Below are 26,225 nucleotides of genomic sequence, written 5' to 3' on the forward strand. Positions count from 1 at the left end.
ATGGCAATCAGCCAAGTTCAACACTTTTGATCGATGAGCTCAATCCCCGCACTTTGGGGATGCTGATTGCACTGTATGAACATAAAGTGTTTGTACAATCGGTGATTTGGCGCATCAATCCTTTTGATCAATGGGGCGTTGAAAAGGGCAAGGCGATTGCCAATCAAATTTTGCCAATTTTAGCGGGGCAATCGATGGATACAACGGATCTTGATGGCTCAACGATCGGATTATTACAACAATTAATGGATAAACATCATGGCTAATATTTTAGTGACCGGGGGCGCAGGCTACATTGGCTCCCATACTTGCGTGGAATTGTTAGAAGCAGGGCACGATGTGGTGGTACTCGATAACTTATCAAACAGCTCAGAAGAATCATTGCGCCGCGTGACAGAATTAACTGGCCGCAGTGTGACCTTTATTCAAGGGGACATTCGTGATGAAGCGGCTTTAGATGCGCTGTTTAGCGATCATTCAATCGATGCGGTGATTCACTTTGCAGGTTTAAAAGCGGTGGGCGAAAGCCAAGAGATTCCTCTTGTTTACTTTGACAATAACATTGCAGGCTCAATTGCCTTGACCAAAGCGATGGCAAAAGCAGGTGTGTTTCATTTGGTATTCAGTTCATCGGCCACGGTGTATGATGAAGCGAATGTTTCACCACTGAATGAAGAGATGCCAACGGGCATGCCATCGAACAATTATGGCTACACAAAATTGATTGTGGAGCAGTTATTGCAAAAGCTCTCCATGGCTGATGCGCGCTGGTCGATCGCTTTATTGCGTTATTTTAATCCGGTGGGCGCCCATAAAAGTGGCCGCATTGGGGAAGATCCGCAAGGCATCCCAAATAACCTCATGCCGTACATCACGCAAGTGGCCGTTGGCATGCGTGCGGAACTCTCCATTTTTGGCAATGATTATGACACCATTGATGGTACCGGCGTGCGCGATTATATTCATGTGGTGGATTTGGCCAAAGCGCATTTGTGTGCACTCAATAATCGTTTAAATGAAACGGGTTGCCGCGCATGGAACATCGGAACGGGGAACGGCCATTCAGTCTTACAGGTAAAAAATGCTTTTGAAGCAGTCAATGGCGTGCCTGTGCCTTTTAAATTTGCACCACGCAGAGCAGGGGATGTGGCGACTTCATACGCAGATTGCAGCCGCGCCAATCGTGAGCTCAATTGGCATGCAGAACACACATTAGAAGACATGCTCCGTGACAGCTGGCATTGGCAGCAGCAAAATCCGAAGGGTTATCGATCGTAAGACATGAAAAAGCCGAGCATTGCTCGGCTTTGTGTTACTCGGTGATGAGTGTTGTGAGTTCATCCACATAATCCTGCATTGCTCGAGGATTCATAGCCGCATTGGTTTCAATATTCAGGCGCAGCAATGGCTCGGTGTTCGATGCACGAATGTTAAAGCGCCATGCACCAAAATCAAGCCCAAAGCCATCTGTGGTATCGATCACAGGATTAAGTGGCTTGTAGTGATTGACGATCTTTTCGATGGTGGCTTCTGTATCTGTAACCGTGAAATTAATCTCCCCGCTGCATGGGAATTTCGCGATCATGTTTTCCACAAGCGTGGATAGATTTTGCTGGGTTTCTGACAATAACATGGTCACCAATAACCACGGAATCATGCCGCTGTCGCAGTAGGCGAAATCTCTGAAATAGTGATGAGCGCTCATCTCACCACCATAAATGGCATTGTGCTCACGCATCACATCTTTCATATAAGCATGGCCGGATTTCGATTGCACGGCGATGCCATTGTATTCATTGATGACATCGATAGAGTTCCACACCAAGCGCGGATCATGCACGATTTTCTCACCTTTGGATTTTAATAAAAATGCTTGCGCCAAAAGGCCAACGATGTAGTAGCCTTCAATGAACTGACCTTTCTCATCAAATAGGAAACAGCGATCAAAATCGCCATCCCATGCAATGCCCATATCCGCTTGATGCTCAAGCACAGCTTCGCTTGTCACCGCGCGATTTTCAATTAAGATTGGGTTAGGAATGCCATTTGGGAAGGTGCCATCTGGATCATTGTGGATTTTGATGAGTTCAAGTGGAATATTGAGGGCTTTAAATTCAGCCTCGAGCGCATCAACCACGTGGCCAGCGGCACCGTTCCCAGCATTCACCACCAATTTAAGGGGGCGAATTTTACTGGGCTCGATATAGGATAATAGATGAGCAATGTATTCAGGTAAAATGTTATAAGGCTTTGTGGTGCCTTGATGTAGTGATTCCGTAAAATCTTCGCTGATGACCAGATCACGAATGGCTTTAAGCCCAGTATCTAAGCCAATGGGGCGCGCATTCTCACGCACCAGCTTCATACCATTATAATCCATTGGATTGTGGCTGGCCGTCACTTCAATACCGCCTTGAACATCTAAATGAAACGCACCAAAATAGACCTCTTCGGTGCCCGTTAAGCCTAAATCAAGCACATCAACGCCGGCATCATTTAAACCGCGGCTGAGGGCTTTTTTTAAGCCTTCGCTTGTTAGGCGTACATCAGCGCCCACAACGATGGTTTTAGGTTGATAAATTTGACCATAAGCACGGCCGACTTTATAGGCCAATTCTTCTGTGATTTCTGTGCCAAGTTTGCCGCGAATGTCGTAGGCTTTGAAGCAAGATGGAAGTGATACAGAATTAAAATGATATTTGTATAACATATTATAAGTTGATCGATAATTTATAAAGTTTGAGTGCATATGAGTGATATTAAAGTTAGTCACTTCCAAATAGATCTCGTGTATAAACTTTTTCTTGAATATCTAATAGGTCATCAGTCATTCTATTGGTTATTACAAGGTCACTCATGGTTTTAAACTCATTGAGATCTGTAATAATATCAAAACCATTGAATGAGTGTGTTTGAATATTGGGTTCGAAAATTATAAGGTTAATTCCATGTATATGCAGTCTTTTCATAATACTTTGAATTGCTGATTTTCTAAAATTATCAGAACCTTGTTTCATTATTAGACGATACACTCCTACAACTTTAGGATTATGTTTTAAAATTTGATTTGTAATAAAGTCTTTTCGGGTACGATTTGAGCTAATAATTGCTTCGATTAAATTCTGTGGTACATCTTGATAATTTGCTAGCAATTGTTTTGTATCTTTTGGAAGACAATAACCACCATATCCAAAAGAGGGATTGTTATAATGATTCCCAATACGAGGATCGAGACAGACAGCTCTAATCACATCTTTACTATTTAAATGCCTACTTTCACAGTAACTATCCAATTCATTAAAATATGCCACTCGCATAGCAAGATATGTATTAGAAAATAATTTAACAGCCTCTGCTTCTGTTGGGTTCAATAATAAAACCTCAACACTATCTTTTAAACAAGCCTCGCAAAAAAGATCACCAATTTCTCTACCTATTTCAGTTTTATCACCGATTACAATTCTAGATGGATACAGATTATCATATAAGGCCTTGCCTTCCCTTAGAAACTCTGGAGAGAAAACAATCGTTAAACTAGGATATTGTTTTTTAACTTTTTCGGTAAAGCCCACCGGAATTGTCGACTTAATTACAATTTTAGCCTTACATTTACGAGAAGATAAATTTGATAAAACCTGCTCTATCGATGATGTATCAAAGAAATTTCGCTGTTCATCATAATTTGTTGGAGTCGCAATAATAACAATATCGGGATCTTTATAAGCTAAATCTTCAGATAACGTTGCCTGAAAAGAAGTCGTTACTTCTAAATATTCTTGAATTAAACCATCTTGAATGGGAGATATCTTAGCATTCAACTGATTAACTTTATCCTCATCAATATCTAGCGCAATAACATTGTGCTTTTTTGAAAAAAGCATTGCATTAGATAAACCAACATACCCTGTTCCAACTACTGTAATTTTCATGATAAAACTCATCTGTTATGCTTTTCTAGAAATTCCATTCCAAGCATGGTTAATTAAACAATAAAGAGATTTAAGCAAGCTTAAATTTTCAATCTCTCGATATAATCGCCACTGGTATTTTAACACTTTAAGCTTGTTTCCGGATAAAGATCTTTTAGATGAGCGATACTTAGCAAGAACTTCATCAATCCCTTGTGCTGGCCCAAATTTTTTAGTAATTTTAAGCCATAGACCATAATCTTGGCGTTTTAAAATGTTAGGCATATATTGTTTTCCACATATTTCAGTGTTGTACATTGCAGTTAAACATCCTATACGATTAACTCTAATTAATTCTCTATATGATAACTCTAACGGTGCCTCTCGTGTTCCAAGATATGTCCCTTCTTCATCTACCACATTATAATTGGTGTATGAAAGCGGACATTGTGTCTTTTCCATAAAAGCTACTTGTTTCTCTAATTTATCAGGAAGCCAAGTATCATCTGCATCTAAAAAAGCAATATATTTTCCTTTAGCTTCACTGATACCTCTATTTCGTGTAACTGCTGGACCCGCATTCCAAGAGCGCTTAATAAATAATATCTTAGGATCACTATCAATAATCTCTAATAGTTCTTCAGAAAAAGGCTTTGTTGAACAATCATCAATGATGATATGTTCATAGTCTTTAAAAGATTGTACTTGTATACTTCTAATAGTGTTTATTAGTTCTTTATTTGGATTAAAGCAAGGAGTAATAATTGAAAGTGTAGGTTTCATAGTTTAAAGGATTTTATTATATTTTTAATGGCTTTATTTTTAGTGATTGTAGGAAGCTTTTTAATTAAGAACAATATGTACAGAAAAAAACCTATATATGTATTATGAGCGCGCATAAACATGTGTTTTTTTGTAGCTAACTTCAATGGTGTTGAATAAAAATCCTGTCCGGATGTCACTGATGGATGAAAACAGGTGGTGAGATTAGTTTGCCATATTATCTTATCTTGTTTGAGCATATTACAACAAAAAATATATTCTTCTCCAGATGGGAATTTCCCTCCAAGTCCAAAATCTTCATCAAACCTCATCGAGCCGATAGCTGTTCTTTTTATCAACATCTTAATGGAAGAGACAGACATTGTGCTTAAATAATTTAATTTTTTTTCATACAAATAATTATGTTGAATCTTTTTTTTATCAGAATCATAATTTAATACGTATATATCGGCATTGTGATTAACTATATACTTCTGCAATACCTCTTTTGCATCAGAATAGATCTCTACATCATCATCCATTATCCATATATAGTCACCAGTTGCATTCTCTATCCCAATATTTCGGCTTATTGATAAACCTGAGGTATTTGATTGGACATAGTTGACCCCAATCTTTTTTAGTTCATTTTTTTTGGATTCATATTTAGGTAAGTCAGATAGATTAGGTATTTGGTGAACGATGGTATATTTAAAATTAGGATTTAGTTTCAAACTAAAAATACCGTCATTCATTGTTGATAGAACTATTTCTATTAATGGGAAATCAGTTGAACAATATTTCATTTTTTTGGGCTTTCAGGCTTCGGTTTTTTAAAAGGGTATAAAAACTTATTAAAAAAAGTATTTTCATATAGTCTACTGCAAAAAATACTACTTCTCCTTTATAGTGAAAAATAAAGGTCATTATTATACTTAGTAAGTATAGCTTTAAAATTTGTTTGCTATTATATTTAATTACGATATAAAAACAAAAGAATAAAAAAGCAAAGTAAGGGATAAGACTACCTAATAGACCGTAGTACAACATAAAGCGCATATAACCTGAATCTGTCCCCATATAATACAAATCATGATTAGATGGGTCTACATATCTTGCATCCCCAATTATGAAGGTATCAATTGGTGGCATAAAATACATTGATTCTAAAGATTTTAAAGATGATACTTTAAAACTACCTGTATCTAAAAAATGCATAATGGGTTGAAAGACATAAGCGCTATATTTATCAAAAATCGTACGAAATAATAGGTTATCTTCATATAGATATATAAAAACTATTATAAATAGCGGGCATAAAACTAAAAATACAATAGTATTTTTCTTATTAAATACATAAGGAAAGACAAAAATTATTCCTAATATATATCCTAAAATTGCAGTTCTTCCAGCTGATAGGGAGGCAAAAAAGCATATAAAAAAGAAAATATACCTTAAAAAGATATTAATTTTTGAATATTTAAATAGCCAAATTGTACTAAAAAAACCGAGGCAAGACATCGTAGTTGCCAATCCAAACGCTATAGAACCTGAAATCGCAATTCCTCTAATGCCACCGTACACAGCCATTCTTTCAATTTCAGCTTGAGTTCTAATCAGGGCTTGTACAGTATTAGATAATTCTGGCATTAAAATTGCGATAAAGATATATAGGGCTTGAATAAGCAATACATAGAATAAAAATTTTTCAAAGCGGTCCTTTTGAGAAAAAAAGGATATGTAAAGAGTTATAAGTAATATAGATCCAACGACACTAATAGCATTATTAATCCAAGGTTTTATTATATAAAAATCATAAGTACCGCTAATATAAGCGATAGCCATCGAGTACGTTATAATAAAAACATAAAATAAAATTATAAAGATAGATATTTTTTCTTTTAAAAAAGCGTATGCAATTGATCTTCTTGAGCAGTTACATATAACTATAATAAAAGCTATAGTGGTAGCCAAATGGCTACTATTTAATAATCCAAATAGAGGTATAGAATATATAAACATGAATAATAATATTGTATATATGCATGTTTTTTTTATTAAGCTAATATTTATTTTCATAAAGTTAATCTTTATTTGATAAGATCCCTTTTATATGATGTCTTACATTACATATAATTATTACAAAGGTCGGAATGTTCCTTAGCATATAAAATGCTTTTTGATTCCAATTATATTTTTTTATTGAATAAGATTTCTTAATAAAATGTTTTAAGTCCTGTTTATTTTTAAACAGTGCACTTTGATATGCAAACTCAAAAAACTTTTTTGCGTATACCTCTATTAAGAAACTATCATTAAGATATTGATTTTCAATAGCTTGTTGATATATCTTTTCTACTTCTAATGGGATAATAGGATTCAGCCCTTGTTTTACTGTAGCAATGCCAATACTTTCTCTATAAATTCCAAGAGAATCATCTATATGGTATATATCTCCTACCTTTGCTTGAGCTACGTGAACAGTCACATCTAAAGCCGTCTTTGAAAATTGATCCCAAAAACCCTCTTCTTGATTATTTCGAAACATTTTCGAGGAGTGTGCAAAAAAAGGAAGCTGTTTGTATAAGTCTAATAAAGTATAAATCCCCTCTGCTTTTTTTCTAAATGTTCGCCCTGTCATTTGTCCATTCCATAGTAAAACATTATGTGAACAAATCATACAATCAGGATTTGCATCTAACGTATCTGCTTGTATCTGTAGTTTTCCAGGTAAGGCCATATCATCACCATCTAAGTGCGCAATATATTCACCGTTAGCTTTTTTATAGATATCCACCATATTTTCAACAGGACCTATATTTTTTTGTCGCAATACAGGAATAACAATATCAGGATATTTTTGTTGGTACTGTAAAATAATATTTGGGGTATTATCTGTAGACGCATCATCACCCACTATAATCTCGAAAGGAAAGTTTGTTTCTTGAGTGACTAGACTCTCAAGACATTCTCCAATATATTTTTCTTGGTTGTATGTAACAACACATACAGACACCTTAATGTTTGAATTTGAGTTTTGCATATTGAATAGCTTCAGAACGAAAATTGGAAAGAGAAAATGTAATTATTAAAGTGACGATGGATATAAGAGTTACATAAAATAAGTTAACCCATCTATTTAGTGATAGTGGTAGTAATAACGAAATTAAGTATACGATAATTGCTGTTGGAATTATTGTCTTAAGAATATAGTGGAAGAACCATTTAAAGTGATAATCATAGCCAATTTTTTTATGAACAAACGGAGTCCAAAATAGTAGTGTAACAATATTTAAAATAGTCCATACAAAGCCAGTGCCAATAGCACCGTAGGCATGAGCAAAAATTATAATTGAAGGTATTAGGATAATGACAGTAAAGATATTACTTAATAGATGATATTTTAAGTTTCCGTGAGCATATTGCCAATAGTAAGGGAAAGCATTCCAAGCAAGAAGAGCGTTGCCAAAAGTATACAGCTGTAAAATAGATGATGACTCCTCAATAATTACAGGATTATTCGTCCATGCAATTAATGTTTCTTTCGCCATAACAATTAATGTAATTGCCGCACTTCCGATAATTATCGTAATCATTTGTGTTGCTTTTTCATACGTGCTTATTAAACCTTTATTATTATTTTGCGCATGTAAATGTGCCATTCTTGGCATAATTACAGTGCTGATAGGGCCGCTAATAATAGTTAAACCGCTAGCTAAGCTAACAGCTAAAATAAAATAACCATATTGGTCTAAAGGTAGGATACCTGAAAGAATAAATTTATCTGACTGTGTAATGAGAACCCATACCGCAGATGTAAAAGCTATTGTTAAAGTGAATTTCAAAATAGGCTTTATAGGTGCTAACGATAGTTTTATTGATTGAATGGGTAAGCTTAAAGTTGTAACAGCTTTATAACGCATCCCGATAAACTCGATGATCGCAATAATCAATTGATATATAAAGTATACCTTAATAGTATATCCCCATATATACATAACAACAAAAACTGCGATAAATCTTAAAGTTGCAATAATAATATTGAAATAACTTATCCAAGCAATTTTTTCAGATCCTGTAATAATGCCTTTATAAAGACCGGAAACCCACCTCAAAGCTATGGAGATAGACATTACTTGTATAGAGAAAATAACATCTGAAACATTTAGTTCTTCAATAGTTAACCAATGATCAGCTATATATGATGATAGAGTTATTAATACTCCTCCTCCAACAACAGCAATAGCAATAAAGAGGAGATGCAGAACTTTGTAGAGCTGTTTAAATTCTAATGGTAATATAGCCTTAGCTTGGTATCTTGCTGTTTCTCGACTAATTGTTGGCGTTAACCCTAAATCTAAGAGCATAAATATGGACTGCATCATCGTGAAAAAACCGATGAGTCCATAGGCCTCAGCCCCCATATATTGAACGTACAGAGGTAGGATTAATATCCCTATAAGAGCGGTATATATCTGGCTTATATAGTTAGCTAGCAGATTATGCTTCAAGTTTTTTTAGTCCTTTAATTCTTTTAATGACTGGAGGTATTCTATCTCTAATTCTAATAAATCTTTTCTTCTTCTTTTTAGTCTTTTAGCAGGTCTTCCGGCATAAATAGACCAAGCCTCTGTACTCTTATTAACAAGAGATAAAGCGCCAACAGCAGTACCTTCTGCTAAATGAACACCAGGGAAAATAATAGAATTAGTTCCTACAATTGAGTGCTTACCTATAATGATATTTTTTTCAGATAACCCCTTGTATTGGATAGGAATTGTAGGGTTAGTTAATGTTTTACCACTATAGTCATCCGTACCTGTAAATACATGACATCCATAAGCCAAACCAGAAAAATCATGTAACTGGATATTACATTCTCCAGCAGATAAATTGGAAAAAGCAGCGATGTGAACATTATTTCCTAGTGAAATTCTACCTGATAATAAACAAAAATCATCAATTCGGCAATTATCTCCGATTAGCATTTCATCCGGTCTATATATTGCGGCTCTTGTGCTAATTTTCACATTTTTACCAAGTCTTTTAAACCCAATATTTTTTAATTCATCATCTGAATAAAAAGCCATATTAGTTATTCCTTTATCAAATAAGAGTATATTCTTTAATTAATTTATGAGTTTCTTCTATAGAGTTGAACATCAAGACATCTATAATTGATAGATTGGGTACAAAGTCATTAGAAAACTGAGGATAACTAATACTTCCGCTTTTTAAAAAAAACAACTCGATGTTTTTTTCCTTAAACTGATCTTTTGAATATAGGGTTTGCCCACCGATTGGATTAATATAAACATCTGCTTTTTCTTGTATACAAATATTTAATATGCGTTCAGAACCAGTAGTGTCATGTGAATGATTGAGCTTACTACTGAGAATAAACTTTGTCGGCAAATTTAGGTATTCCGAAATTTGAATTACACTTTGGGTCGCTAGCTGGGAGACATTAGATATAGGTTTATTTAAAACAGATTGAATAATATTAAAAACATTTGAAAAGTTGGGCGCTTTTTTGTAGTTAAATTCTAAAGTTTTTAAAAAAATATTCTTCCATTTATAAAATGCTTCTTCACTAACTTTTGTGTTATTGATCTTGCTATTTTGACTTGCTTTATGCAAGGGAACAGTGAATAAAGATGATGAGTTATTAACTAGAAGATTATTCCTATTAATCCAGCCTTTTTTTATAAAGCTCACATCATCATAAAATATGAATTTATCTACGGCATAAATTAATTGAAAGTAGCCAATATATGGAAAAAAATAAGGTTGCATTATAGCCAGTTTCATAATTTTCCTTTAATTACTTGAATGACTCTATGAATATCTTGATCTGTTAAAGTTGGATAAATAGGTAAACACAAAACTTGTTCTGATGCTTTAGCTGCTATCGGCAATGAAACATCTGAATAATTCTTATAAGCAGCGAAATCAGTTATCAGAGGATAAAAATACCGTCTTGCATAGATTTCATGTTTTTTTAATTCCTCATATAGCCAGTCTCGTTCTTTACCATATTGCAATTCATTAATGAGAATAGGGAAATAAGAGTAGTTATGTTTTTGTATCTTTAAATCTAGGATACATGATATACCTGGAATTTCTTTTAATTGTTCCATATAAATATCGGCAATTTTTTTGCGAGAATTTATAAATTGATCGACATAATTTAGTTGCAATAAACCAAATGCAGCATTAACTTCACTCATCTTTCCGTTGCTACCTATCTCTGTTACTTCTACTTCATTTGAGATACCAAAATTTTTGAGCCGGTCAATATGTTGTTTGGTTTCTAGATCATGAGAAATTATTGCGCCACCTTCAAAAGTATTAAATACTTTTGTAGCATGAAAGCTTAAAATACTAAGATCCCCATAATTGAGAATACTACCATTTTGATCTTCAACCCCAAATGCATGGGCAGCATCATAAATTACCTTTAAATTATGTTGTTGAGCAATTTTGGAAATTTCTTCCGCATTACAGGGATTTCCATAACAGTGAACAGCTAAGATTGCGGTTGTTTTGTCAGTAATAGCTTCTTCTATTTTACCGGGATCTATGTTGAGAGTTATCGGATCAATATCAATGAAAATAGGGGTTAAATTATTCCACACTAATGCATGAGATGTAGCAACAAAAGAATAAGGCGTTGTAATGACTTCTCCAGATAAACCATAGCATTGTAATGCCGTTAATAACGCATTTGTACCGTTATTGAATAGTGAGATGTAAGGAACACCTAAATGTTTACATAAAGCCTGCTCTAAAGCTTGATGCATTGGCCCATTATTAGTAAGGAATTTACTATCCCATATTTTTTCCAGATAAGGAATAAATTCTTCTAATGGTGGAAGCGATGGTTGAGTAACAAAAATTTTATGATCTTGAGACATTTAACTTCCTTTGACCAATGAAATCAAATATTGCCCATAAGCATTTTTACTCATGCTTTGCCCGATTTTGAGTAGATCCTCTTTCGATAACCAGCCATTATTAAAAGCAATCTCTTCTAAACATGCGATTTTATAGCCTTGTCGTTTTTCGATGGTTTCTACAAACATCCCTGCTTCTAATAAGCTTTCATGCGTGCCTGTATCTAACCAAGCAAAACCACGTCCCATCAATTCAACGTGCAAATCACCGCGCTGTAAATACGCTTGGTTAATGCTTGTGATCTCTAATTCGCCACGTGGTGAAGGTTGTACATTCTTCGCCATTTCCACCACATCATTGTCATAAAAATATAAACCGGTTACTGCGAAATTTGATCGGGGTTTTGTGGGCTTTTCTTCAATCGAAATGGCTTGTTTATGTTCATTAAACTCAACCACACCAAAACGCTCTGGATCTTTCACCTGATAACCAAAAACTGTCGCACCTGTCGATCGATTCATTGCTTCTTTCAGCATTGGGGTAAAGCCTTGGCCATAAAAAATATTATCCCCAAGCACTAAGCAAACATTGCTATCACCAATGAATTCTTCACCAATTAAAAAAGCTTGCGCCAAGCCATCTGGACTTGGTTGAATGGCATAGCTGATTGTAATCCCAAATTGGGAGCCATCATCCAACAAACGTTGGTAACCTTCCATATCTTCTGGCGTACTGATCACTAAAACTTCACGAATGCCCGCAAGCATTAAGACAGATAAAGGATAATAAATCATGGGTTTATCATAAATGGGCAGAAGCTGTTTTGATACACCCTTGGTAATGGGATACAAACGCGTCCCTGAACCACCTGCTAGAATAATGCCCTTTGTTTGTTTCATGATACATTTGCTCCTAATCTTTCTCTTTGATAGCTACCATCTTGTACATTGCGACACCAATCTAAATGATTGAGGTACCACTCAACTGTTTTACGAATGCCACTCTCAAAAGTTTCTTTTGGTACCCAGCCCAATTCTCTTTGAATTTTACTCGCATCAATGGCATAACGTAAATCATGTCCTGGGCGATCTTTTACAAATGTGATTAAATCGGCATAGTGCTTGCCATCATTACGCGGTTTTAATTCATCTAAAATACGACAAATCGTTTTCACAACTTCAATATTTGCTTTTTCATTATGGCCACCAATGTTATAAGTTTGTGCCACTTTTCCTTCTGTGACCACTTTATATAAAGCGCGTGCATGATCTTCAACATACAACCAATCACGAATTTGCTGACCATCACCATAAATGGGCAAAGGTTTACCATCCAATGCATTGAGAATCATCAGTGGAATTAATTTTTCAGGAAAATGATATGGCCCATAATTATTAGAACAATTGGTCACAATTGTGGGTAAACCATATGTTCTCTCCCACGCGCGCACTAAGTGATCTGAACTCGCTTTGCTGGCTGAATATGGGGAACTCGGTGCATAAGCCGTGGTTTCTGTAAATAAATCATTGGTGCCTGCTAAATCACCATAAACTTCATCTGTTGAGATGTGATGAAATCTAAAAGCGCTTTTGTTAGCATCATCTAAAGTGAGCCAATATTGACGAGCCGCTTCTAGTAATGTGTATGTGCCCACAATGTTGGTTTCGATGAATGCAGCTGGCCCATCAATTGAGCGATCAACATGAGACTCTGCCGCTAAATGCATCACACAATCAGGCTGAAAGGATTCAAACACTTCATTTAAAGCAACTCTGTCACAAATATCAATTTGTTTAAATTGATAACGCGAATGATTTTCTATTGAACGCAGCGACTCTAAATTACCTGCATATGTGAGTTTATCAATGTTGCATACATGATCTTGTGTGTGTTCAATGATATGACGGACAACTGCAGAGCCAATAAACCCTGCGCCGCCTGTGATGAGAATTTTCATAATTATTTCTCCGTGCATAATTATATTTTACGATTACGCACCGCTTGGCGAATCAACACAATCATACAGCCGAGCATGCCACCTAACAAAAAGCCAATAATTGTAATTAAAGCTTTATTAGGCTTACTTGCTTTGAGAGGCATTTGTGCTTTTTCATCAATACTGACCACAGAAAAACGGGTAATGTTAGGATTGATGGTATTGAGTTTCGCAATTTGTTTTTCGATCAAGGTAATGTCGGCTAAAAATAGGTCATGATTTTCACGAATCTTCAGCAATTCAACTTTACGGTTGTTTTGCAGTAACATTAATTCTTTTTCGATTTCAGCAATGCGCGGATTGGTGAAATCATCATTGGTTCGGCTGAGTAATGCATCACGTTCAGCGGTTAAGGCTTCTGTACCCATAAAATATAGGGGTAAAGATTGGTTGTTGATTTCTGTTAAAATCACGTTGCCATTGATCTCAGCAGAACCCTTTTTATCAGATGCCGCGCTTAAAGAGGTTGGTTTAATGTAGTTGAGCTTTGTGGCAATACTGATGGCTTCATTGAGCTGGGCAATGCGATTTTCTCGCTTAAGCTTTAATTCTAAACGAAGGGCAGACAACTCATCTTTCAGCATGGCAGTTCTGAGTTTATCTTGTTCATTGAGCACCGCAATTTGTGAGTCAATGTCAAGTTTATAACTTGCACGCAATGCTGTGATTTGATCTTTGAGTTCTTGTTTTCTTTGGTCAATGCGGTTTTGGATGAGGTTTGGGATCTCTTCTTTAACGGCAGAAGAGACTTTCTTCACAAAACCATTGACAATTTGTACACCATCGATGCCTTTCGGGTAAGTGAGCTCAATTGTAATCGAGCGAATCGGATCATCTTTTTTAGAAGGTGTGATTTTAAAGTTATTTGCATCAAATGCCGCAATCACTTGTTCGGTGGATAAAGAAGTGTTTTCAAGTAAAGGCTGTAATAAATTTTGATTGTCTAATAAATAGTTTTCACGGCCTTGATAAGAATAGACTTCCTGTTCAACATCATTAAAGAGTGCTTCAGGTGTAGTGCTATACACGCCCGTATCATTAATGGCAAAAATTTTGTCATTATTGACAGGTTTTAACACGCTTTTGACTTTATAAACAGGTGTCATCATGAGTGATGCAATGATGGCAATCACTGTACATGCAAATGTCACCCCCACAATCAGCCATTTGCCGCGCCATAATGTGGCCACTAATTCAAATAAATCAATCTCGTCATTATTTTGTTGGGGTAAATTATTTTGTTGAGGATTATTCATATTGATGGAGTACCTAGTGCACACAAGCACCGCTTGTATGATTAAATTTATTGAATAAAAAAGCGTGCCATATTCTAATCTAAAGGTTTGCAATGGTCAAAATTATCTCACACAGCATCTCCTTTACAAATCATGTAAAATCACCGCATCCCACATCAACTTTTGGAAGATTATGTCTAAGCAAACCTTTTTAATCATCGATGGTTCTAATTTTCTTTTTCGTGCTTATCACGCATTGCCGCCATTAACCACGCGCGCAGGGCAGCCAACAGGCGCCATTCGTGGCGTGATTACGATGTTTCAAAAGCTTTTAGACACTTTTAATCCAGCCTATGCTGCGGTGACATTTGATGCGAAGGGCAAAAGCTTTCGCAGTGATTTATATGCAGAGTATAAAGCCCATCGCCCACCAATGCCGGATGACCTACGCGCGCAAATAGCGCCATTGATGGATGTGGTGGATTTTTTGGGTTTTCCGCGGTTGAGCATTGATGGCATTGAAGCTGATGATGTGATCGCAACCCTTGCACTTGAAGGCAAGGCGAAGGGATATGAAGTGATCATCGCATCGAGCGATAAGGATTTAGCTCAGCTTGTGGGCGGCCCCATTAAAATGTTTGATGGCATGAAAAACCTCATGCTCGATCGTGATGGCGTGTATGAGAAATTTGGGGTTTACCCGGAAGCCATTCGTGATTATTTGACCTTAATGGGCGATAAAGCCGATAACATTCCGGGCGTTGATGGCGTTGGGCCAAAAACGGCGGCAAAATGGTTGGCAGAGTATGAAACCCTTGATGGCATCATTGAAAATGCTGACAAAATTAAAGGCAAAGTGGGGGAGCGGTTACGCAGTTCATTGGCACAATTAGAATTATCCCGCCAATTGACCACATTGTTGATGGATGCAGATTTGCCGTATCGCGTGGAGGATTTAGCGCTGCGTGATCCCAACATTGATGAACTCACCAAACTATACACAGAATTTGAGTTTAACTCATTGTTAAAGCAGTTGATCTCAGGCAAGCCCACAAGCGGCTTTCAGCCGATGCTCAATTCGCAAGTGATCGCGCCGCGCACGCAAGAATGGATCATGCCAACGCCGCCAAACACCATCACATATACTGCAGTGACGGACATTGCCGTGTTAGATGCATTCATTGCGCGCGCTCATCAAGCCAATCGCGTGGCTGTGGATACTGAAACCGATGGTTTAGATGCCATGCAAGCAAAATTGGTGGGCATTTCTCTTGCAATCACTGGCGGGGAAGCGATTTATATTCCATTGCAGCATGATTTGTTGGTGGCGCCAGAGCAATTGCCGATGCAGGATGTGTTAGATCGCTTAGCCCCTTTATTAGAAGATCCAAATGTGGCGCTTGTAGGGCAAAATTTAAAATATGATTGGCACATCTTTAAACGTTATGGCATCACCTTAAATGGCATCGCCGATGATACGATGCTCGCAAGTTATGTATGGGATGCCACAGAAAAGCACAATATGGATGATTTGGCGCTGAACTATTTGGGGCACACCACAACGCCATTTGAAGAGATCGCCGGTAAAGGTAAAAAACAGAAAACCTTTAATGAAATTCCTGTGGAAACAGCAACCCATTATGCTGCAGAAGATGCGGACATTACGCTGCGTTTGTATCATGCATTATCGCCAAGAGTTGCGAGCATTGAGTCTTTAGAGAAGCTCTATCAAAACATCGAAATGCCATTATTAACGGTGCTTGCCAAAATGGAGCACGAAGGCATTTTGGTTAATGTCCCGCATTTAGAAGCATTGAGCCAAGAATTATCGCAGCGTTTAGATGCGCTCGAAGCTCAAGCGTATGAACTTGCCGGCGAAACCTTTAATCTTGGCTCACCCAAGCAATTGGGCGCGATTTTGTTTGAAAAATTAGGTTTGCCCGTTGTGAAAAAAACAGCCAAAGGCCAACCTTCCACCAATGAAGAAGTGCTGCAAGAGCTTGCCCTTGATTATCCATTGCCAAAGCTGTTGATCGAGTATCGCGAACTTTCTAAATTAAAATCCACTTATACAGATGCATTGGTGGCAGAAGTGAATCCGCACACCGGGCGCATTCATACCTCATTTAACCAAGCATTGACGTCTACAGGGCGTTTGTCGTCATCAAAGCCGAATCTACAAAACATTCCTGTACGTACAGAAGAAGGGCGAAAAATCCGTGAAGCCTTTATTGCCAAGCCCGGTTACCGCATGATTTCTGCCGACTATTCACAAATTGAGTTGCGCTTAATGGCGCATTTTTCCGGTGATGAAACGTTGATCAATGCCTTTAAAAATGACCTTGACATTCATAAAGCCACAGCAGCTGAAGTGTTTCATACGCCGCTGGATGAAGTCTCCGGTGAGCTTCGCCGCTCTGCTAAAGCCATTAACTTTGGTTTGATTTATGGCATGGGTGCTTTTGGCCTAGCGAAACAGCTTGGCATTTCGCGCACGCAAGCCCAAGAATACATTCAACGATATTTCAGCCGTTATCCCACCATTTTACAATTCATGGAAGATGCGAAAGAAAAAGCGCGTGCCAATGGCTATGTGGAAACATTGCTTGGGCGCCGCTTACCATTGCCAGAGATCAACAGCAGCAACGGCATGCAAAAAGCCGGCGCTGAGCGCATTGCCGTCAATGCGCCCTTACAAGGCACCGCTGCGGACATCATTAAGCTTGCCATGATCGAAGTGGATCAAAAGCTCCATGCAACCGGATTGGATGCCAAAGTATTGCTACAGGTGCACGATGAATTGGTGCTAGAGGCAAGCGAAGCCGATGCAGAAAAAGTGGCAGCTTTGCTGAAAACGGCGATGGAAAACGTCATCACTTTAAAAGTGCCATTAAAAGTGGATGTGGCGATTGGTCAAAATTGGGATGAAGTGCACTGATGTTTCAAAAATATTTTTCCATTGGCATTCTCAATACGCTGCTGCACTGGTTGATTTTTGCCATTGCTTTACAAGGTTTTGGCCTTGGGCAGGGCAGCGCAAATCTTATGGCCTTTGTGGTGGCGGTGACATTTTCCTTTTATATGAATGCCAAATATACCTTCAAAAAGCAGGCAACCGGCGTGCGATATCTGCTGTTTGTGAGCTTTATGGGGCTAATGAGTTATGGGGTTGGCGCATTGTCGGATCATTGGCAGCTCTATCCCATCATAACGTTGATTGTTTTTTCAGCTTTAAGCCTTGTGCTGGGCTATCTGTATTCTAAATTCATTGTTTTTCATTAACATTATAAAAATATAACCATGACCCAACCCATAAAAATATCTTTAGTGGTCCCTGTCTATAACGAAGAGGCAGCGTTGCCCATTTTTTACCAAGCGGTGCGAGAAGCGCCATTTCTGAAGGATTATGATCTTGAGATTGTGTTCATCAATGATGGCAGCCGTGATCAAACGGAAGCCATCATCAATGCATTGGCCATCTCGGATCATTGCGTTCAAGCTTTAAGTTTTACCCGCAATTTTGGTAAAGAGCCGGCGCTTTTTGCTGGGTTAGAGCATGCCACAGGTGATGCGGTGATTCCCATTGATGTGGATCTACAAGATCCCATTGAAGTCATTCCTGAACTGATTGAAAAATGGCAGGAAGGCTTTGATGTGGTGCTCGCTAAACGCATTGATCGCTCCTCGGACAGTTTTTTAAAGCGTCAATCTGCGGGATTATTTTATAAGCTTCACAATAAAATCAGCACACCGAAAATTGAAGAAAATGTTGGCGATTTTCGCTTAATGTCCCGAAATGTGGTGGAAAACATTAAAAAATTGCATGAACGTAATCTCTTTATGAAGGGCGTGCTCTCTTGGGTGGGCGGTCGAACAGCGGTGGTTGAATATGCGCGCGCAGAGCGCTCTGCTGGGGACACTAAATTCAATGCTTGGAAATTGTGGAATTTAGCCGTGGAGGGCATCACAAGCTTTTCGACGGCGCCTTTACGCATTTGGGCGTATTTGGGGTTTGTGGTGGCGCTGTTATCTTTTGCGTATGGCGCGTATATGATTTTTGAGAAGATTGTGTTTGGCAATCCCGTGCCAGGATATCCTTCGATCTTGGTGTCGATCCTATTTTTAGGGGGCGTGCAGCTCATTGGCATTGGCGTTCTCGGCGAATATGTGGGCAGGATTTATATGGAAAGCAAGCAGCGTCCACGGTATTTATTAAAACAGACGGGGAGTCAGAAACAATGATGAAAGCTTGGCCGCGTTATCTCAGTTATGCAGTCGCATTTGGATTGGTCTTTTACATTGCGTATTTAACACCGATTCATTCAGATGATTTTGCCTATTACAATATAGGGCTTCAGTGGTCTGCGCATTTGTCCCATTATCTTTCATGGAGTGGGCGATTGGTGTCTGACTATATCAGCCCAATTTTATTGCACTTAGAAAATGACATGCTGCGCAGTGGTATTTTGGCATTGGCAGTGGTGAGCATGATTGCATTGCTAGCAAAACTGCCTGCGTTGGTTTTAAAACAGCAAGCATCCGCATCGGTATTTGTGGGGTTATTTCTCATTTATTGGGTGACGAACCCAACGTTGGGGCAAACCATTTTTTGGACAGTGGGTGCTGCGAACTATTTGTTCACCAATTTAGCGATTGTGATTTATTTATATTGTTTGATTAAATATACGCAATCATCTCAATCCATTTTGTGGTGGGTGGGCGTATTAATAATTTCGCCTTTTGCAGCGTTTAGTAATGAAAACACCACTTGGATTGTTGTGTTGTTCTCGTTTGCCTCGACCTATTATTTGATGCGTTATCAGCAGGATCGTAAAATCTGGCTCTCTTCACTCATCATTGTGTTGGGCTTTTGTTTCTTTATTTTAAGCCCAGGCAATGCAGCACGTGCCGCCAGTGGTGCTTTTGATGAATTTTACGCCATGAGCTTTATGCATCGAGTTTGGGATTTTATGTTGTATCGTTACCCAACGGGCTTGAGCCGCATGGCTCCTGCCTTATTAATTTTTATTGTATTGTGGATGGTGGCAATGAAAAATCAAATGCCTGCACAGTATAAAAGAATCTCTATTGCTTTGGTCTTGATCGGCTTATTGAGTTTACTCTCTATGGTCATGTCGCCGTTATTAAGTGCACGCGCCACAAGTGGTCCGATTTTATTTGTACTTCTTGGCATCGCCGTTTTATTGCATTATTTGATGCATCATGTGATTACGCAGTGGCGATCTGTGTATCGTGTAACTTTGGTCATAATTGTTGCAATTTTTATTGTTTCTTATGGCATGATTGCCCATTCCTATCAACGATTATGTGTGCAAGGAAAGATGCTTGAAGATGCCATTAAAACAGCACATGCGCATGCAATGACAGCGCCAACTTTGCCAGAGTTTTATTATGTGCCCTCACTGCGTAAGCGTGATTCATATGATGCGCATTATAGCAGTGATTCGATGGCGACATATTATGGTTTTGACCGCATTGATCTAAGACCTATAGCATTTGATTACAGCATTATCAAAGAACATTTGCCACAGCAAGTATTGAATAATTCGCTTGGCATTCAAGGCATTTATCTTGTACCCGAAGGAATATTGGGACAAAAAACAACGGTTGTGTTGGATATGGTGGCACATCAAGAAACAAATAATGTGTTAGAGCTCATCATAACAAATCGTAGTGGTAAAACGGTGACATTATCATTGCCGATGGAATCTGTACCCATTGATGGGCAATGGATCATCGGTGGCGTTGTGAAAATGAAAGCGAAAGAAATTGTGCGCATTGAAGGCGTGCTACATTCTGCCAATGCAACCGTCACGCAGCCTATAAAAATTTATGGAGAATAATATGCAACTCATCACCTGGAACGTCAACTCCATCAATGTTCGTCAGCCTCAGCTTGAGGCCTTGTTAAAGGATGCTATGCCCGATGTGGTGGGGCTTCAAGAGATCAAGTGTGAAACGGCTCAATTTCCCTTTGATGCCATCACGCAATTGGGCTATTACGCAGTGGCCAGCGGGCAAAAGTCTTACAATGGCGTCGCGCTCATCAGCCGCGATGAACCAAAGGATGTCACGGTGGGTTTACCCAATTATAAGGATGCTCAGCAGCGCGTGATTGCAGCAACCATCAATGGCGTGCGCGTGGTGAATGTTTATGTGCCAAATGGCCAAGAAGTGGATTCAGAAAAATATGCCTATAAACTTGCGTGGCTCGATGCTTTTCATGAATATTTAGCCGATGTTCTCGCACAATATGATACTGTTGTGGTGATGGGGGATTTTAACATTGTGCCAACGGATCATGATGTGTATGCACCTGAGTTGTGGCGCGATAAAATCCTCTGTTCACCGCCGGAACGTGCGGCGTTTGAAGGATTATTGAGTTTAGGTCTGCAAGATGCGTTGCGTATTTTTGCCACGAATGATCCGCTCTTTACATGGTGGGATTATCGCCAAGGACAATTTGAGAAAGATGAAGGCATGCGCATTGATCATTTTTTATTGTCAAATTCAGCAAGCGCCCGAATGACGCGCGTAAAAGTGTACAGAGAGATTCGTGCACTTGAGCGCCCATCTGATCATGCACCGGTGGCTATTTACTTAAAAGATTAAATAAATTATTGTATTAAGAATTTGCATAAAAACAGTTATCCAATTGGGGGTTAGTGAATGTTTTCGGGAAGTATAGTTGCGATTGTTACACCAATGTATCCAGATGGCCGAGTTGATTATGGTGCGCTCGAAAAGTTGGTGGAATGGCACATTATTAATAAAACAGATGCCATTGTTGCCGTCGGCACCACCGGTGAGTCCGCAACTTTAGATTATGAAGAGCATCGTCAAGTGATTCGCAGTGTTGTAGAGTTTGCAGATGGCCGCGTGCCGGTGATTGCAGGCACAGGTTCAAACTCAACATTAGAAGCGTTGAAATTAACTCATTGGGCGGCTGAAGATGGTGCACAAGCCTGTTTATTGGTGACGCCATATTACAATAAACCCTCACAAGAAGGGTTGTTTCAGCACTATAAATTAATTGCAGAATCCGTGGACATCCCGCAAATTCTCTACAATGTGCCAGGTCGTACAGGTGTGGATTTATTGCCAGAGACTGTGGAGCGTTTAGCGAATTTTGAAAATATTGTGGGCATCAAAGAAGCCTCAACGTTAGAACGTGTTGATGTTTTACTGGATAAAGTTGGCGAGCGCATTGCGGTATTTACGGGCGAAGATGGCGAATCTTGTGAAGCGATTTTGCGCGGTGCAAAAGGCGTGATTTCTGTGTCTGCGAACGTTGCCCCTTTACAAATGCACAAAATGACACAAGCGGCGATGGCGGGCGATCGTGAAAAGGCCGAAGCATTGAATGAAGAGATCAAAGAGTTGCACCGTTTACTCTTCATTGAATCCAACCCAATTCCTGTCAAATGGGTGCTCAAAGAGATGGGTAAAATTCAAGGTGGCATTCGTTTGCCATTGATTGGATTGGATAAACAGTACCATTTGACGATGCAGGATTTGATCGCAAAATTACCGAATGCGTAATTTGTTGCTATAATGGCGCTCAATTTTAATCATTAATTTGTGTATTCAAACTATCCGGAAATTTATATGAAATATAACAAAGTGTTAATGGGTGGGCTGGCAAGTTTGGTTGTGCTTGCAGGTTGCTCGACTAGTACAATTCAGCCTAAAGGTAGATTGGATTATTTAAATGCATCTTCTGTCAATCCATTGGAGTTGCCACCTGATTTGGTGAGCAGCGGTCACCGCGTGGATAGTAACAACCGAGCCACACAAATGTTGAGCGAATATCAAAAACAAGTGAACAATCGCAACAACTTATCCGATCGCGTTTTGGTCTCTTCAGATGCAGTGCGCGTTGAACGAGCAGGTGACAATCGCTGGATTGTGACCACATTGCCGCCTGAATATGTTTGGTCGCGCTCTGTGCAGTTGTTCCAAGAAGTGGGCTTACCCATTGAAGTCAGCAATCCTGAGGCGGGCATTTTAGAATCCGGCTGGGCAGAAAACCGCGCCGATGTGCCAGATTCTTGGATTCGTCAATTATTGAAGAGCACATTAGACAATGTCTTTTCCTCACCAACGCGTGATAAATTCCGCATTCGTTTAGAGCGTGGCAATAAAGGCGAAGTGCTTGTCTATGTGACGCATTATGGTATGAAAGATCAAGCCTCTGGCCGTGACAATGAATACCACACATGGGTGGATCGTCCACGTGATGCTGAGTTAGAAGCGGAAATGGTGTCGCGTTTAGTGGCGAAATTGGGCGCAAAAGATGTCAAAGAGATCAACCGTGGCAATGCTGTGAACATCACAGAAACGCCAACAGGTGTTGTGATCAATCGCCCAGTAGATTCTTTGTGGGCGCAAGTGGGCAACGTGCTCGATGATGGCGCAATGTTCCAAGTGGAATCACAAAACAGTCAAGATCGCAGCTACATTGTGATGCAAAAAGATCCTAAGAAAACCACCGGTGGCGGTTTAGCGTTCTGGACGGATAAAAAACCGGTGTATTACCGCTTTAAAGTTCAGCTCGTGGACAACGGTAAAAACAGCACTGCCATCAACATCACGTCATTAGATGGTGAGAAAAATGGCGAAATTATCCAACGTTTAAGAACCAATCTTCACTAAGAAGAGTTGATGTAAAGAGCGCCTGTTTGACAGGCGTTTCTTTTTTGTGTGAATTATGAATAGAATCCAAAAATTATCCCCACAAGTCATCAATCAGATCGCGGCAGGCGAGGTGATCGAGCGGCCAGTTTCTGTGGTCAAAGAGCTTGTGGAAAACAGCATCGATGCCGGCGCCACAGAGATTGTGATTGAAATTGTCGAAGGTGGCATGAAAGAGATCACCATTCGGGATAATGGCAGCGGCATCCACGAAGCGGATCTTTTATTGGCATTGACGAGTCACGCCACCAGTAAAATTCGCGATGCACAAGATTTAGCGCGCGTTTCAAGCTTAGGCTTTCGTGGGGAAGCGTTGGCAAGCATTGCCTCTGTCTCTGAGCTCACCTTAACAACGCGCACGCAAGACGCGAGCCACGGTTTTAAAGTGCGCGGTGCGGGCAATGACACCATTGAAAAACCGATGCCAGCTGCGCATCCATTGGGCACAACCATTGAGGTCAAAGATCTTTTTTATAATGTGCCGGCGCGTAAAAAGTTTTTGCGCACCGAACGCACGGAGTTCAGTCACATTGAGGAGTTGGTCAAGCGTTTATCTTTGGTGCGTTTTGAGATTGCCTTTAAGCTGTTACACAATGGCAAAGTGGTGTTTGACACAAAGGCTTGTGCCACGCAAGAAGAGCAAGAGCTGCGCATTCGCACCATTTTTAGCCAAGAATTTTTGGATCAATGTTTTTACTTCACTCATACGATGGAAGACATTCGTGGGGATCTCACTTTAAAAGGTTGGATTGCCAAACCCACCTTTTCGCGCCCACAAACCGATTGGCAGTTTGTGTATGTCAATGGTCGGATGGTGAAAGATCGCCTTGTGGCGCATGCCATTAAACAAGCGTATCAAGATGTATTGTATGGTCAGCGCCATCCTGCGTTCATTGTTTATTTGACGATGGATCCTGAAGGTGTGGATGTCAATGCGCACCCTGCAAAGCATGAAGTGCGTTTTCGGGAATCGCGTTTTGTGCATGATTTTCTCTTTCGCACCATTCATCAAGTGGTGGCCAAACCCTTGTTGGAAATGGAAGCGCAGACCGAAAGCCCAATGCGACAAAGTGCACCCATTGAATCGATGCGCCCACAACAGCAAAGTCGCCTCAATTTTAAAGCAGCATACAGCAGCGGTCATTCTACATATGTGGCGCCGAAAAGTGAGCCAGTGAATGTCTATGCGGCCCTTGGCTTAGGGGAGAAAGATACACTCTCAAGCTTTGTGCCAAACTCTAAAGCAGCGGCGGCAACAGATGTGAGCGATGACGATGCGCCTTTAGGTTATGCCCTTGGGCAACTGCATGGCGCTTATATTTTGGCAGAGAATCAGCAAGGCTTGGTGCTGGTGGATATGCATGCGGCGCATGAGCGCATCATTTATGAGCGCTTTAAAAATAACATTCACAACGGTGAGCCATTGGTACGCCAACCTTTATTGATCCCGAAAGTGATCACTTTAAGTGCACGCCATGTGGCAACGGTGGCAGAGTTTAGGGCAGAATTAGAAGGCGTGGGCATTGTGGCAGATGTCTTTGGAGATAAAGAAGTGGTGATCCGTGAAGTGCCCGCTTCGCTTGTCAATGGTGATGTGGATGCCTTAATCACCGCAGTGATTGAGGATTTTGAGCGTTATGGTTCTAGCCAAAAGATCAAAGCGGCCATTAATGAAATTTTGAGCACAATGGCATGCCACAGCGCGATTCGTCATCACCGTAAAATGACATTGCCAGAGATGAATGCGCTGCTGCGTGACATTGAGCGCACCGAACGCGCTGATCAATGCAATCATGGGCGGCCAACTTGGATGTCCATTGGTTTAACGGAACTAGACAATCTATTTTTACGAGGACAATAAATGCAACCCATGTATGGCGTTTTAGGCAATCCGATTGCCCACTCTAAATCTCCGATGATTCATGCGGCCTTTGCAGCATTGACGAACATTGAGCTCGATTATTCTGCGTATTGTTTGCCAATCGATGATTTTGAAGGTGCGCTCAAAGCGCTCATGGATCAAGGCTTACAAGGTGCAAATGTTACGGTGCCTTTTAAGGAACATGCCTTTCGTTTAGCGAATCACTTAACGGTGGAAGCGAAAGAGGCCGGTGCCGTCAATACTCTTGCATTTAAAAAGGGTGAGATCTTTGGGCACAATACCGATGGCAATGGCTTGATGTGTGATTTGAAAGAGCGTTGTGGCGTTGAATTGAGCAATCGCCGCATTTTGGTGTTAGGGGCAGGGGGCGCTGCGAAAGGCATTTTAGGGCCGTTGTTGCGTCAGTTGCCGTCAGAAATTTTGATCAGCAATCGCACATTCAGTAAAGCTGTTGCGCTCGCTGAGCAATTTAATGCATCAGGCAATGTGTTTGCATTAGATTGGGCAGACTTAACAGGGCATTTTGATGTGATCATCAATGCCACAAGCAGTTCATTACATGGTGAATTCACGCCGCTCCCTTGTACGATGGATGCTCAAACCATTGGTTATGATTTGATGTATGGTGCAAAACCCACCGTCTTTATGGATTATTTAGCAAAACAGGGCGCGGGTAAAATTTATGATGGCTTAGGGATGCTTGTGGAGCAAGCGGCGCTCAGTTTTGAGTTTTGGCAGGGCATCAAACCACAAACTGAAACGGTTTATCAAGATTTGCGTCAAATTCTGCTATCATGATGCCCATAATTTTGCATGAAAGGAATGAGAGT

23 protein-coding genes and 1 pseudogene are annotated in these 26,225 nt (G+C 39.6%); 11 read left to right on the plus strand and 13 right to left on the minus strand.

The features are described from left to right. Nucleotides 1-266 (plus strand): annotated as a pseudogene (locus B9T20_RS09270) (glucose-6-phosphate isomerase); the annotation flags it as partial. Beyond that, nucleotides 259-1,278 carry a UDP-glucose 4-epimerase GalE gene (gene galE / locus B9T20_RS09275; RefSeq protein ID WP_094490790.1) on the plus strand — a complete coding sequence of 340 codons (1,020 nt, stop codon included), beginning with the start codon at nt 259-261 and terminating at the stop codon, nt 1,276-1,278. The pseudogene B9T20_RS09270 and the gene galE, both read left to right, overlap by 8 nt. A 34-nt stretch (nt 1,279-1,312) precedes the next feature. On the opposite strand, the gene B9T20_RS09280 is transcribed toward galE, so the two are convergent. The 13 genes from B9T20_RS09280 to B9T20_RS09340 form a co-directional block, all read right to left on the minus strand. Continuing rightward, entirely contained in the window at nt 1,313-2,710 is a 1,398-nt protein-coding gene (locus B9T20_RS09280; protein WP_094490791.1) for a phosphomannomutase CpsG, read from the minus strand. 55 nt (nt 2,711-2,765) lie between these two features. Continuing rightward, complete coding sequence (locus B9T20_RS09285; protein ID WP_094490792.1) at nt 2,766-3,929, minus strand: nucleotide sugar dehydrogenase; 1,164 nt, start codon at nt 3,927-3,929, stop codon at nt 2,766-2,768. 15 nt (nt 3,930-3,944) lie between these two features. Beyond that, complete coding sequence (locus tag B9T20_RS09290; RefSeq protein ID WP_094490793.1) at nt 3,945-4,691, minus strand: glycosyltransferase family 2 protein; 747 nt, start codon at nt 4,689-4,691, stop codon at nt 3,945-3,947. Continuing rightward, nucleotides 4,688-5,425, minus strand: coding sequence for a glycosyltransferase (locus B9T20_RS09295; RefSeq protein WP_158520539.1), 738 nt, complete (start codon nt 5,423-5,425; stop codon nt 4,688-4,690). Before B9T20_RS09295 ends, B9T20_RS09290 begins: the two co-directional genes overlap by 4 nt. A gap of 31 nt (nt 5,426-5,456) precedes the next feature. Then, nucleotides 5,457-6,515, minus strand: coding sequence for a hypothetical protein (locus B9T20_RS09300; RefSeq protein ID WP_148138456.1), 1,059 nt, complete (start codon nt 6,513-6,515; stop codon nt 5,457-5,459). Nucleotides 6,516-6,753: 238 nt separating this feature from the next. Continuing rightward, complete coding sequence (locus tag B9T20_RS09305; protein WP_094490796.1) at nt 6,754-7,713, minus strand: glycosyltransferase; 960 nt, start codon at nt 7,711-7,713, stop codon at nt 6,754-6,756. After that, complete coding sequence (locus B9T20_RS09310; RefSeq protein ID WP_094490797.1) at nt 7,688-9,181, minus strand: oligosaccharide flippase family protein; 1,494 nt, start codon at nt 9,179-9,181, stop codon at nt 7,688-7,690. Before B9T20_RS09310 ends, B9T20_RS09305 begins: the two co-directional genes overlap by 26 nt. A gap of 6 nt (nt 9,182-9,187) precedes the next feature. Beyond that, the gene (locus B9T20_RS09315) at nt 9,188-9,760 is read right to left on the minus strand and encodes an acyltransferase (RefSeq protein ID WP_094490798.1); all 573 of its coding nucleotides are present in this window, start codon (nt 9,758-9,760) and stop codon (nt 9,188-9,190) included. A 16-nt stretch (nt 9,761-9,776) separates the two neighbouring features. Then, the gene (locus B9T20_RS09320) at nt 9,777-10,481 is read right to left on the minus strand and encodes a WbqC family protein (RefSeq protein WP_094490799.1); all 705 of its coding nucleotides are present in this window, start codon (nt 10,479-10,481) and stop codon (nt 9,777-9,779) included. After that, nucleotides 10,478-11,587, minus strand: a complete 1,110-nt coding sequence (locus B9T20_RS09325; protein ID WP_094490800.1) for a DegT/DnrJ/EryC1/StrS aminotransferase family protein — start codon at nt 11,585-11,587, stop codon at nt 10,478-10,480. The genes B9T20_RS09320 and B9T20_RS09325 overlap by 4 nt, the downstream gene beginning before the upstream one ends. Beyond that, a complete protein-coding gene (rfbA, locus tag B9T20_RS09330) occupies nt 11,588-12,466 on the minus strand; it encodes a glucose-1-phosphate thymidylyltransferase RfbA (protein ID WP_199415242.1) in 879 nt (292 codons plus the stop codon). It abuts the gene before it with no gap. Continuing rightward, a complete protein-coding gene (gene rfbB / locus B9T20_RS09335; protein ID WP_094490802.1) occupies nt 12,463-13,524 on the minus strand; it encodes a dTDP-glucose 4,6-dehydratase in 1,062 nt (353 codons plus the stop codon). Before rfbB ends, rfbA begins: the two co-directional genes overlap by 4 nt. 20 nt (nt 13,525-13,544) lie before the next feature. Next, complete coding sequence (locus B9T20_RS09340; RefSeq protein ID WP_094490803.1) at nt 13,545-14,819, minus strand: Wzz/FepE/Etk N-terminal domain-containing protein; 1,275 nt, start codon at nt 14,817-14,819, stop codon at nt 13,545-13,547. A gap of 172 nt (nt 14,820-14,991) precedes the next feature. Here B9T20_RS09340 and polA point away from each other — a divergent pair, with 172 nt between their 5' ends. From polA to aroE, 9 genes are all read left to right on the plus strand, one after another. Continuing rightward, the gene (gene polA, locus B9T20_RS09345; RefSeq protein ID WP_094490804.1) at nt 14,992-17,736 is read left to right on the plus strand and encodes a DNA polymerase I; all 2,745 of its coding nucleotides are present in this window, start codon (nt 14,992-14,994) and stop codon (nt 17,734-17,736) included. Continuing rightward, nucleotides 17,736-18,080 carry a GtrA family protein gene (locus tag B9T20_RS09350; protein ID WP_094490805.1) on the plus strand — a complete coding sequence of 115 codons (345 nt, stop codon included), beginning with the start codon at nt 17,736-17,738 and terminating at the stop codon, nt 18,078-18,080. Before polA ends, B9T20_RS09350 begins: the two co-directional genes overlap by 1 nt. Before the next feature lie 30 nt (nt 18,081-18,110). After that, nucleotides 18,111-19,040, plus strand: coding sequence for a glycosyltransferase family 2 protein (locus B9T20_RS09355; protein ID WP_094490850.1), 930 nt, complete (start codon nt 18,111-18,113; stop codon nt 19,038-19,040). Continuing rightward, nucleotides 19,037-20,662: a DUF6056 family protein gene (locus B9T20_RS09360; RefSeq protein WP_094490806.1), complete on the plus strand. Its 1,626-nt coding sequence runs from the start codon at nt 19,037-19,039 to the stop codon at nt 20,660-20,662. Before B9T20_RS09355 ends, B9T20_RS09360 begins: the two co-directional genes overlap by 4 nt. A 1-nt stretch (nt 20,663) precedes the next feature. Continuing rightward, on the plus strand, nt 20,664-21,431 hold the full coding sequence (gene xth, locus B9T20_RS09365) for an exodeoxyribonuclease III (RefSeq protein ID WP_094490807.1): 768 nt from the start codon (nt 20,664-20,666) through the stop codon (nt 21,429-21,431). Nucleotides 21,432-21,488: 57 nt separating this feature from the next. After that, nucleotides 21,489-22,361: a 4-hydroxy-tetrahydrodipicolinate synthase gene (gene dapA / locus B9T20_RS09370; protein ID WP_094490808.1), complete on the plus strand. Its 873-nt coding sequence runs from the start codon at nt 21,489-21,491 to the stop codon at nt 22,359-22,361. A 66-nt stretch (nt 22,362-22,427) separates the two neighbouring features. Continuing rightward, the gene (gene bamC, locus B9T20_RS09375) at nt 22,428-23,474 is read left to right on the plus strand and encodes an outer membrane protein assembly factor BamC (RefSeq protein WP_094490809.1); all 1,047 of its coding nucleotides are present in this window, start codon (nt 22,428-22,430) and stop codon (nt 23,472-23,474) included. 55 nt (nt 23,475-23,529) lie between these two features. Next, nucleotides 23,530-25,374, plus strand: a complete 1,845-nt coding sequence (mutL, locus tag B9T20_RS09380) for a DNA mismatch repair endonuclease MutL (RefSeq protein ID WP_094490810.1) — start codon at nt 23,530-23,532, stop codon at nt 25,372-25,374. Continuing rightward, nucleotides 25,375-26,193, plus strand: coding sequence for a shikimate dehydrogenase (gene aroE / locus B9T20_RS09385; protein ID WP_094490811.1), 819 nt, complete (start codon nt 25,375-25,377; stop codon nt 26,191-26,193). It begins immediately after the preceding gene. The last annotated feature ends 32 nt before the right edge of the window (nt 26,194-26,225 follow it).

The sequence above is a fragment of the Wohlfahrtiimonas sp. G9077 genome (genome assembly GCF_002252155.1).
In the GTDB taxonomy this organism is placed as follows: domain Bacteria; phylum Pseudomonadota; class Gammaproteobacteria; order Cardiobacteriales; family Wohlfahrtiimonadaceae; genus Wohlfahrtiimonas.

Excerpts from the sequence above, each read along its gene's own strand:
- galE (WP_094490790.1), top strand. The coding sequence starts at position 259 with ATGGCTAATATTTTAGTGACCGGGGGCGCAGGCTACATTGGCTCCCAT.
- B9T20_RS09280 (WP_094490791.1), bottom strand. The coding sequence starts at position 2,710 with ATGTTATACAAATATCATTTTAATTCTGTATCACTTCCATCTTGCTTC.
- B9T20_RS09285 (WP_094490792.1), bottom strand. The coding sequence starts at position 3,929 with ATGAAAATTACAGTAGTTGGAACAGGGTATGTTGGTTTATCTAATGCA.
- B9T20_RS09290 (WP_094490793.1), bottom strand. The coding sequence starts at position 4,691 with ATGAAACCTACACTTTCAATTATTACTCCTTGCTTTAATCCAAATAAA.
- B9T20_RS09295 (WP_158520539.1), bottom strand. The coding sequence starts at position 5,425 with ATGAATGACGGTATTTTTAGTTTGAAACTAAATCCTAATTTTAAATAT.
- B9T20_RS09300 (WP_148138456.1), bottom strand. The coding sequence starts at position 6,515 with ATGGCTATCGCTTATATTAGCGGTACTTATGATTTTTATATAATAAAA.
- B9T20_RS09305 (WP_094490796.1), bottom strand. The coding sequence starts at position 7,713 with ATGCAAAACTCAAATTCAAACATTAAGGTGTCTGTATGTGTTGTTACA.
- B9T20_RS09315 (WP_094490798.1), bottom strand. The coding sequence starts at position 9,760 with ATGGCTTTTTATTCAGATGATGAATTAAAAAATATTGGGTTTAAAAGA.
- B9T20_RS09320 (WP_094490799.1), bottom strand. The coding sequence starts at position 10,481 with ATGAAACTGGCTATAATGCAACCTTATTTTTTTCCATATATTGGCTAC.
- B9T20_RS09325 (WP_094490800.1), bottom strand. The coding sequence starts at position 11,587 with ATGTCTCAAGATCATAAAATTTTTGTTACTCAACCATCGCTTCCACCA.
- rfbA (WP_199415242.1), bottom strand. The coding sequence starts at position 12,466 with ATGAAACAAACAAAGGGCATTATTCTAGCAGGTGGTTCAGGGACGCGT.
- rfbB (WP_094490802.1), bottom strand. The coding sequence starts at position 13,524 with ATGAAAATTCTCATCACAGGCGGCGCAGGGTTTATTGGCTCTGCAGTT.
- B9T20_RS09340 (WP_094490803.1), bottom strand. The coding sequence starts at position 14,819 with ATGAATAATCCTCAACAAAATAATTTACCCCAACAAAATAATGACGAG.
- polA (WP_094490804.1), top strand. The coding sequence starts at position 14,992 with ATGTCTAAGCAAACCTTTTTAATCATCGATGGTTCTAATTTTCTTTTT.
- B9T20_RS09350 (WP_094490805.1), top strand. The coding sequence starts at position 17,736 with ATGTTTCAAAAATATTTTTCCATTGGCATTCTCAATACGCTGCTGCAC.
- B9T20_RS09360 (WP_094490806.1), top strand. The coding sequence starts at position 19,037 with ATGATGAAAGCTTGGCCGCGTTATCTCAGTTATGCAGTCGCATTTGGA.
- xth (WP_094490807.1), top strand. The coding sequence starts at position 20,664 with ATGCAACTCATCACCTGGAACGTCAACTCCATCAATGTTCGTCAGCCT.
- dapA (WP_094490808.1), top strand. The coding sequence starts at position 21,489 with ATGTTTTCGGGAAGTATAGTTGCGATTGTTACACCAATGTATCCAGAT.
- bamC (WP_094490809.1), top strand. The coding sequence starts at position 22,428 with ATGAAATATAACAAAGTGTTAATGGGTGGGCTGGCAAGTTTGGTTGTG.
- mutL (WP_094490810.1), top strand. The coding sequence starts at position 23,530 with ATGAATAGAATCCAAAAATTATCCCCACAAGTCATCAATCAGATCGCG.
- aroE (WP_094490811.1), top strand. The coding sequence starts at position 25,375 with ATGCAACCCATGTATGGCGTTTTAGGCAATCCGATTGCCCACTCTAAA.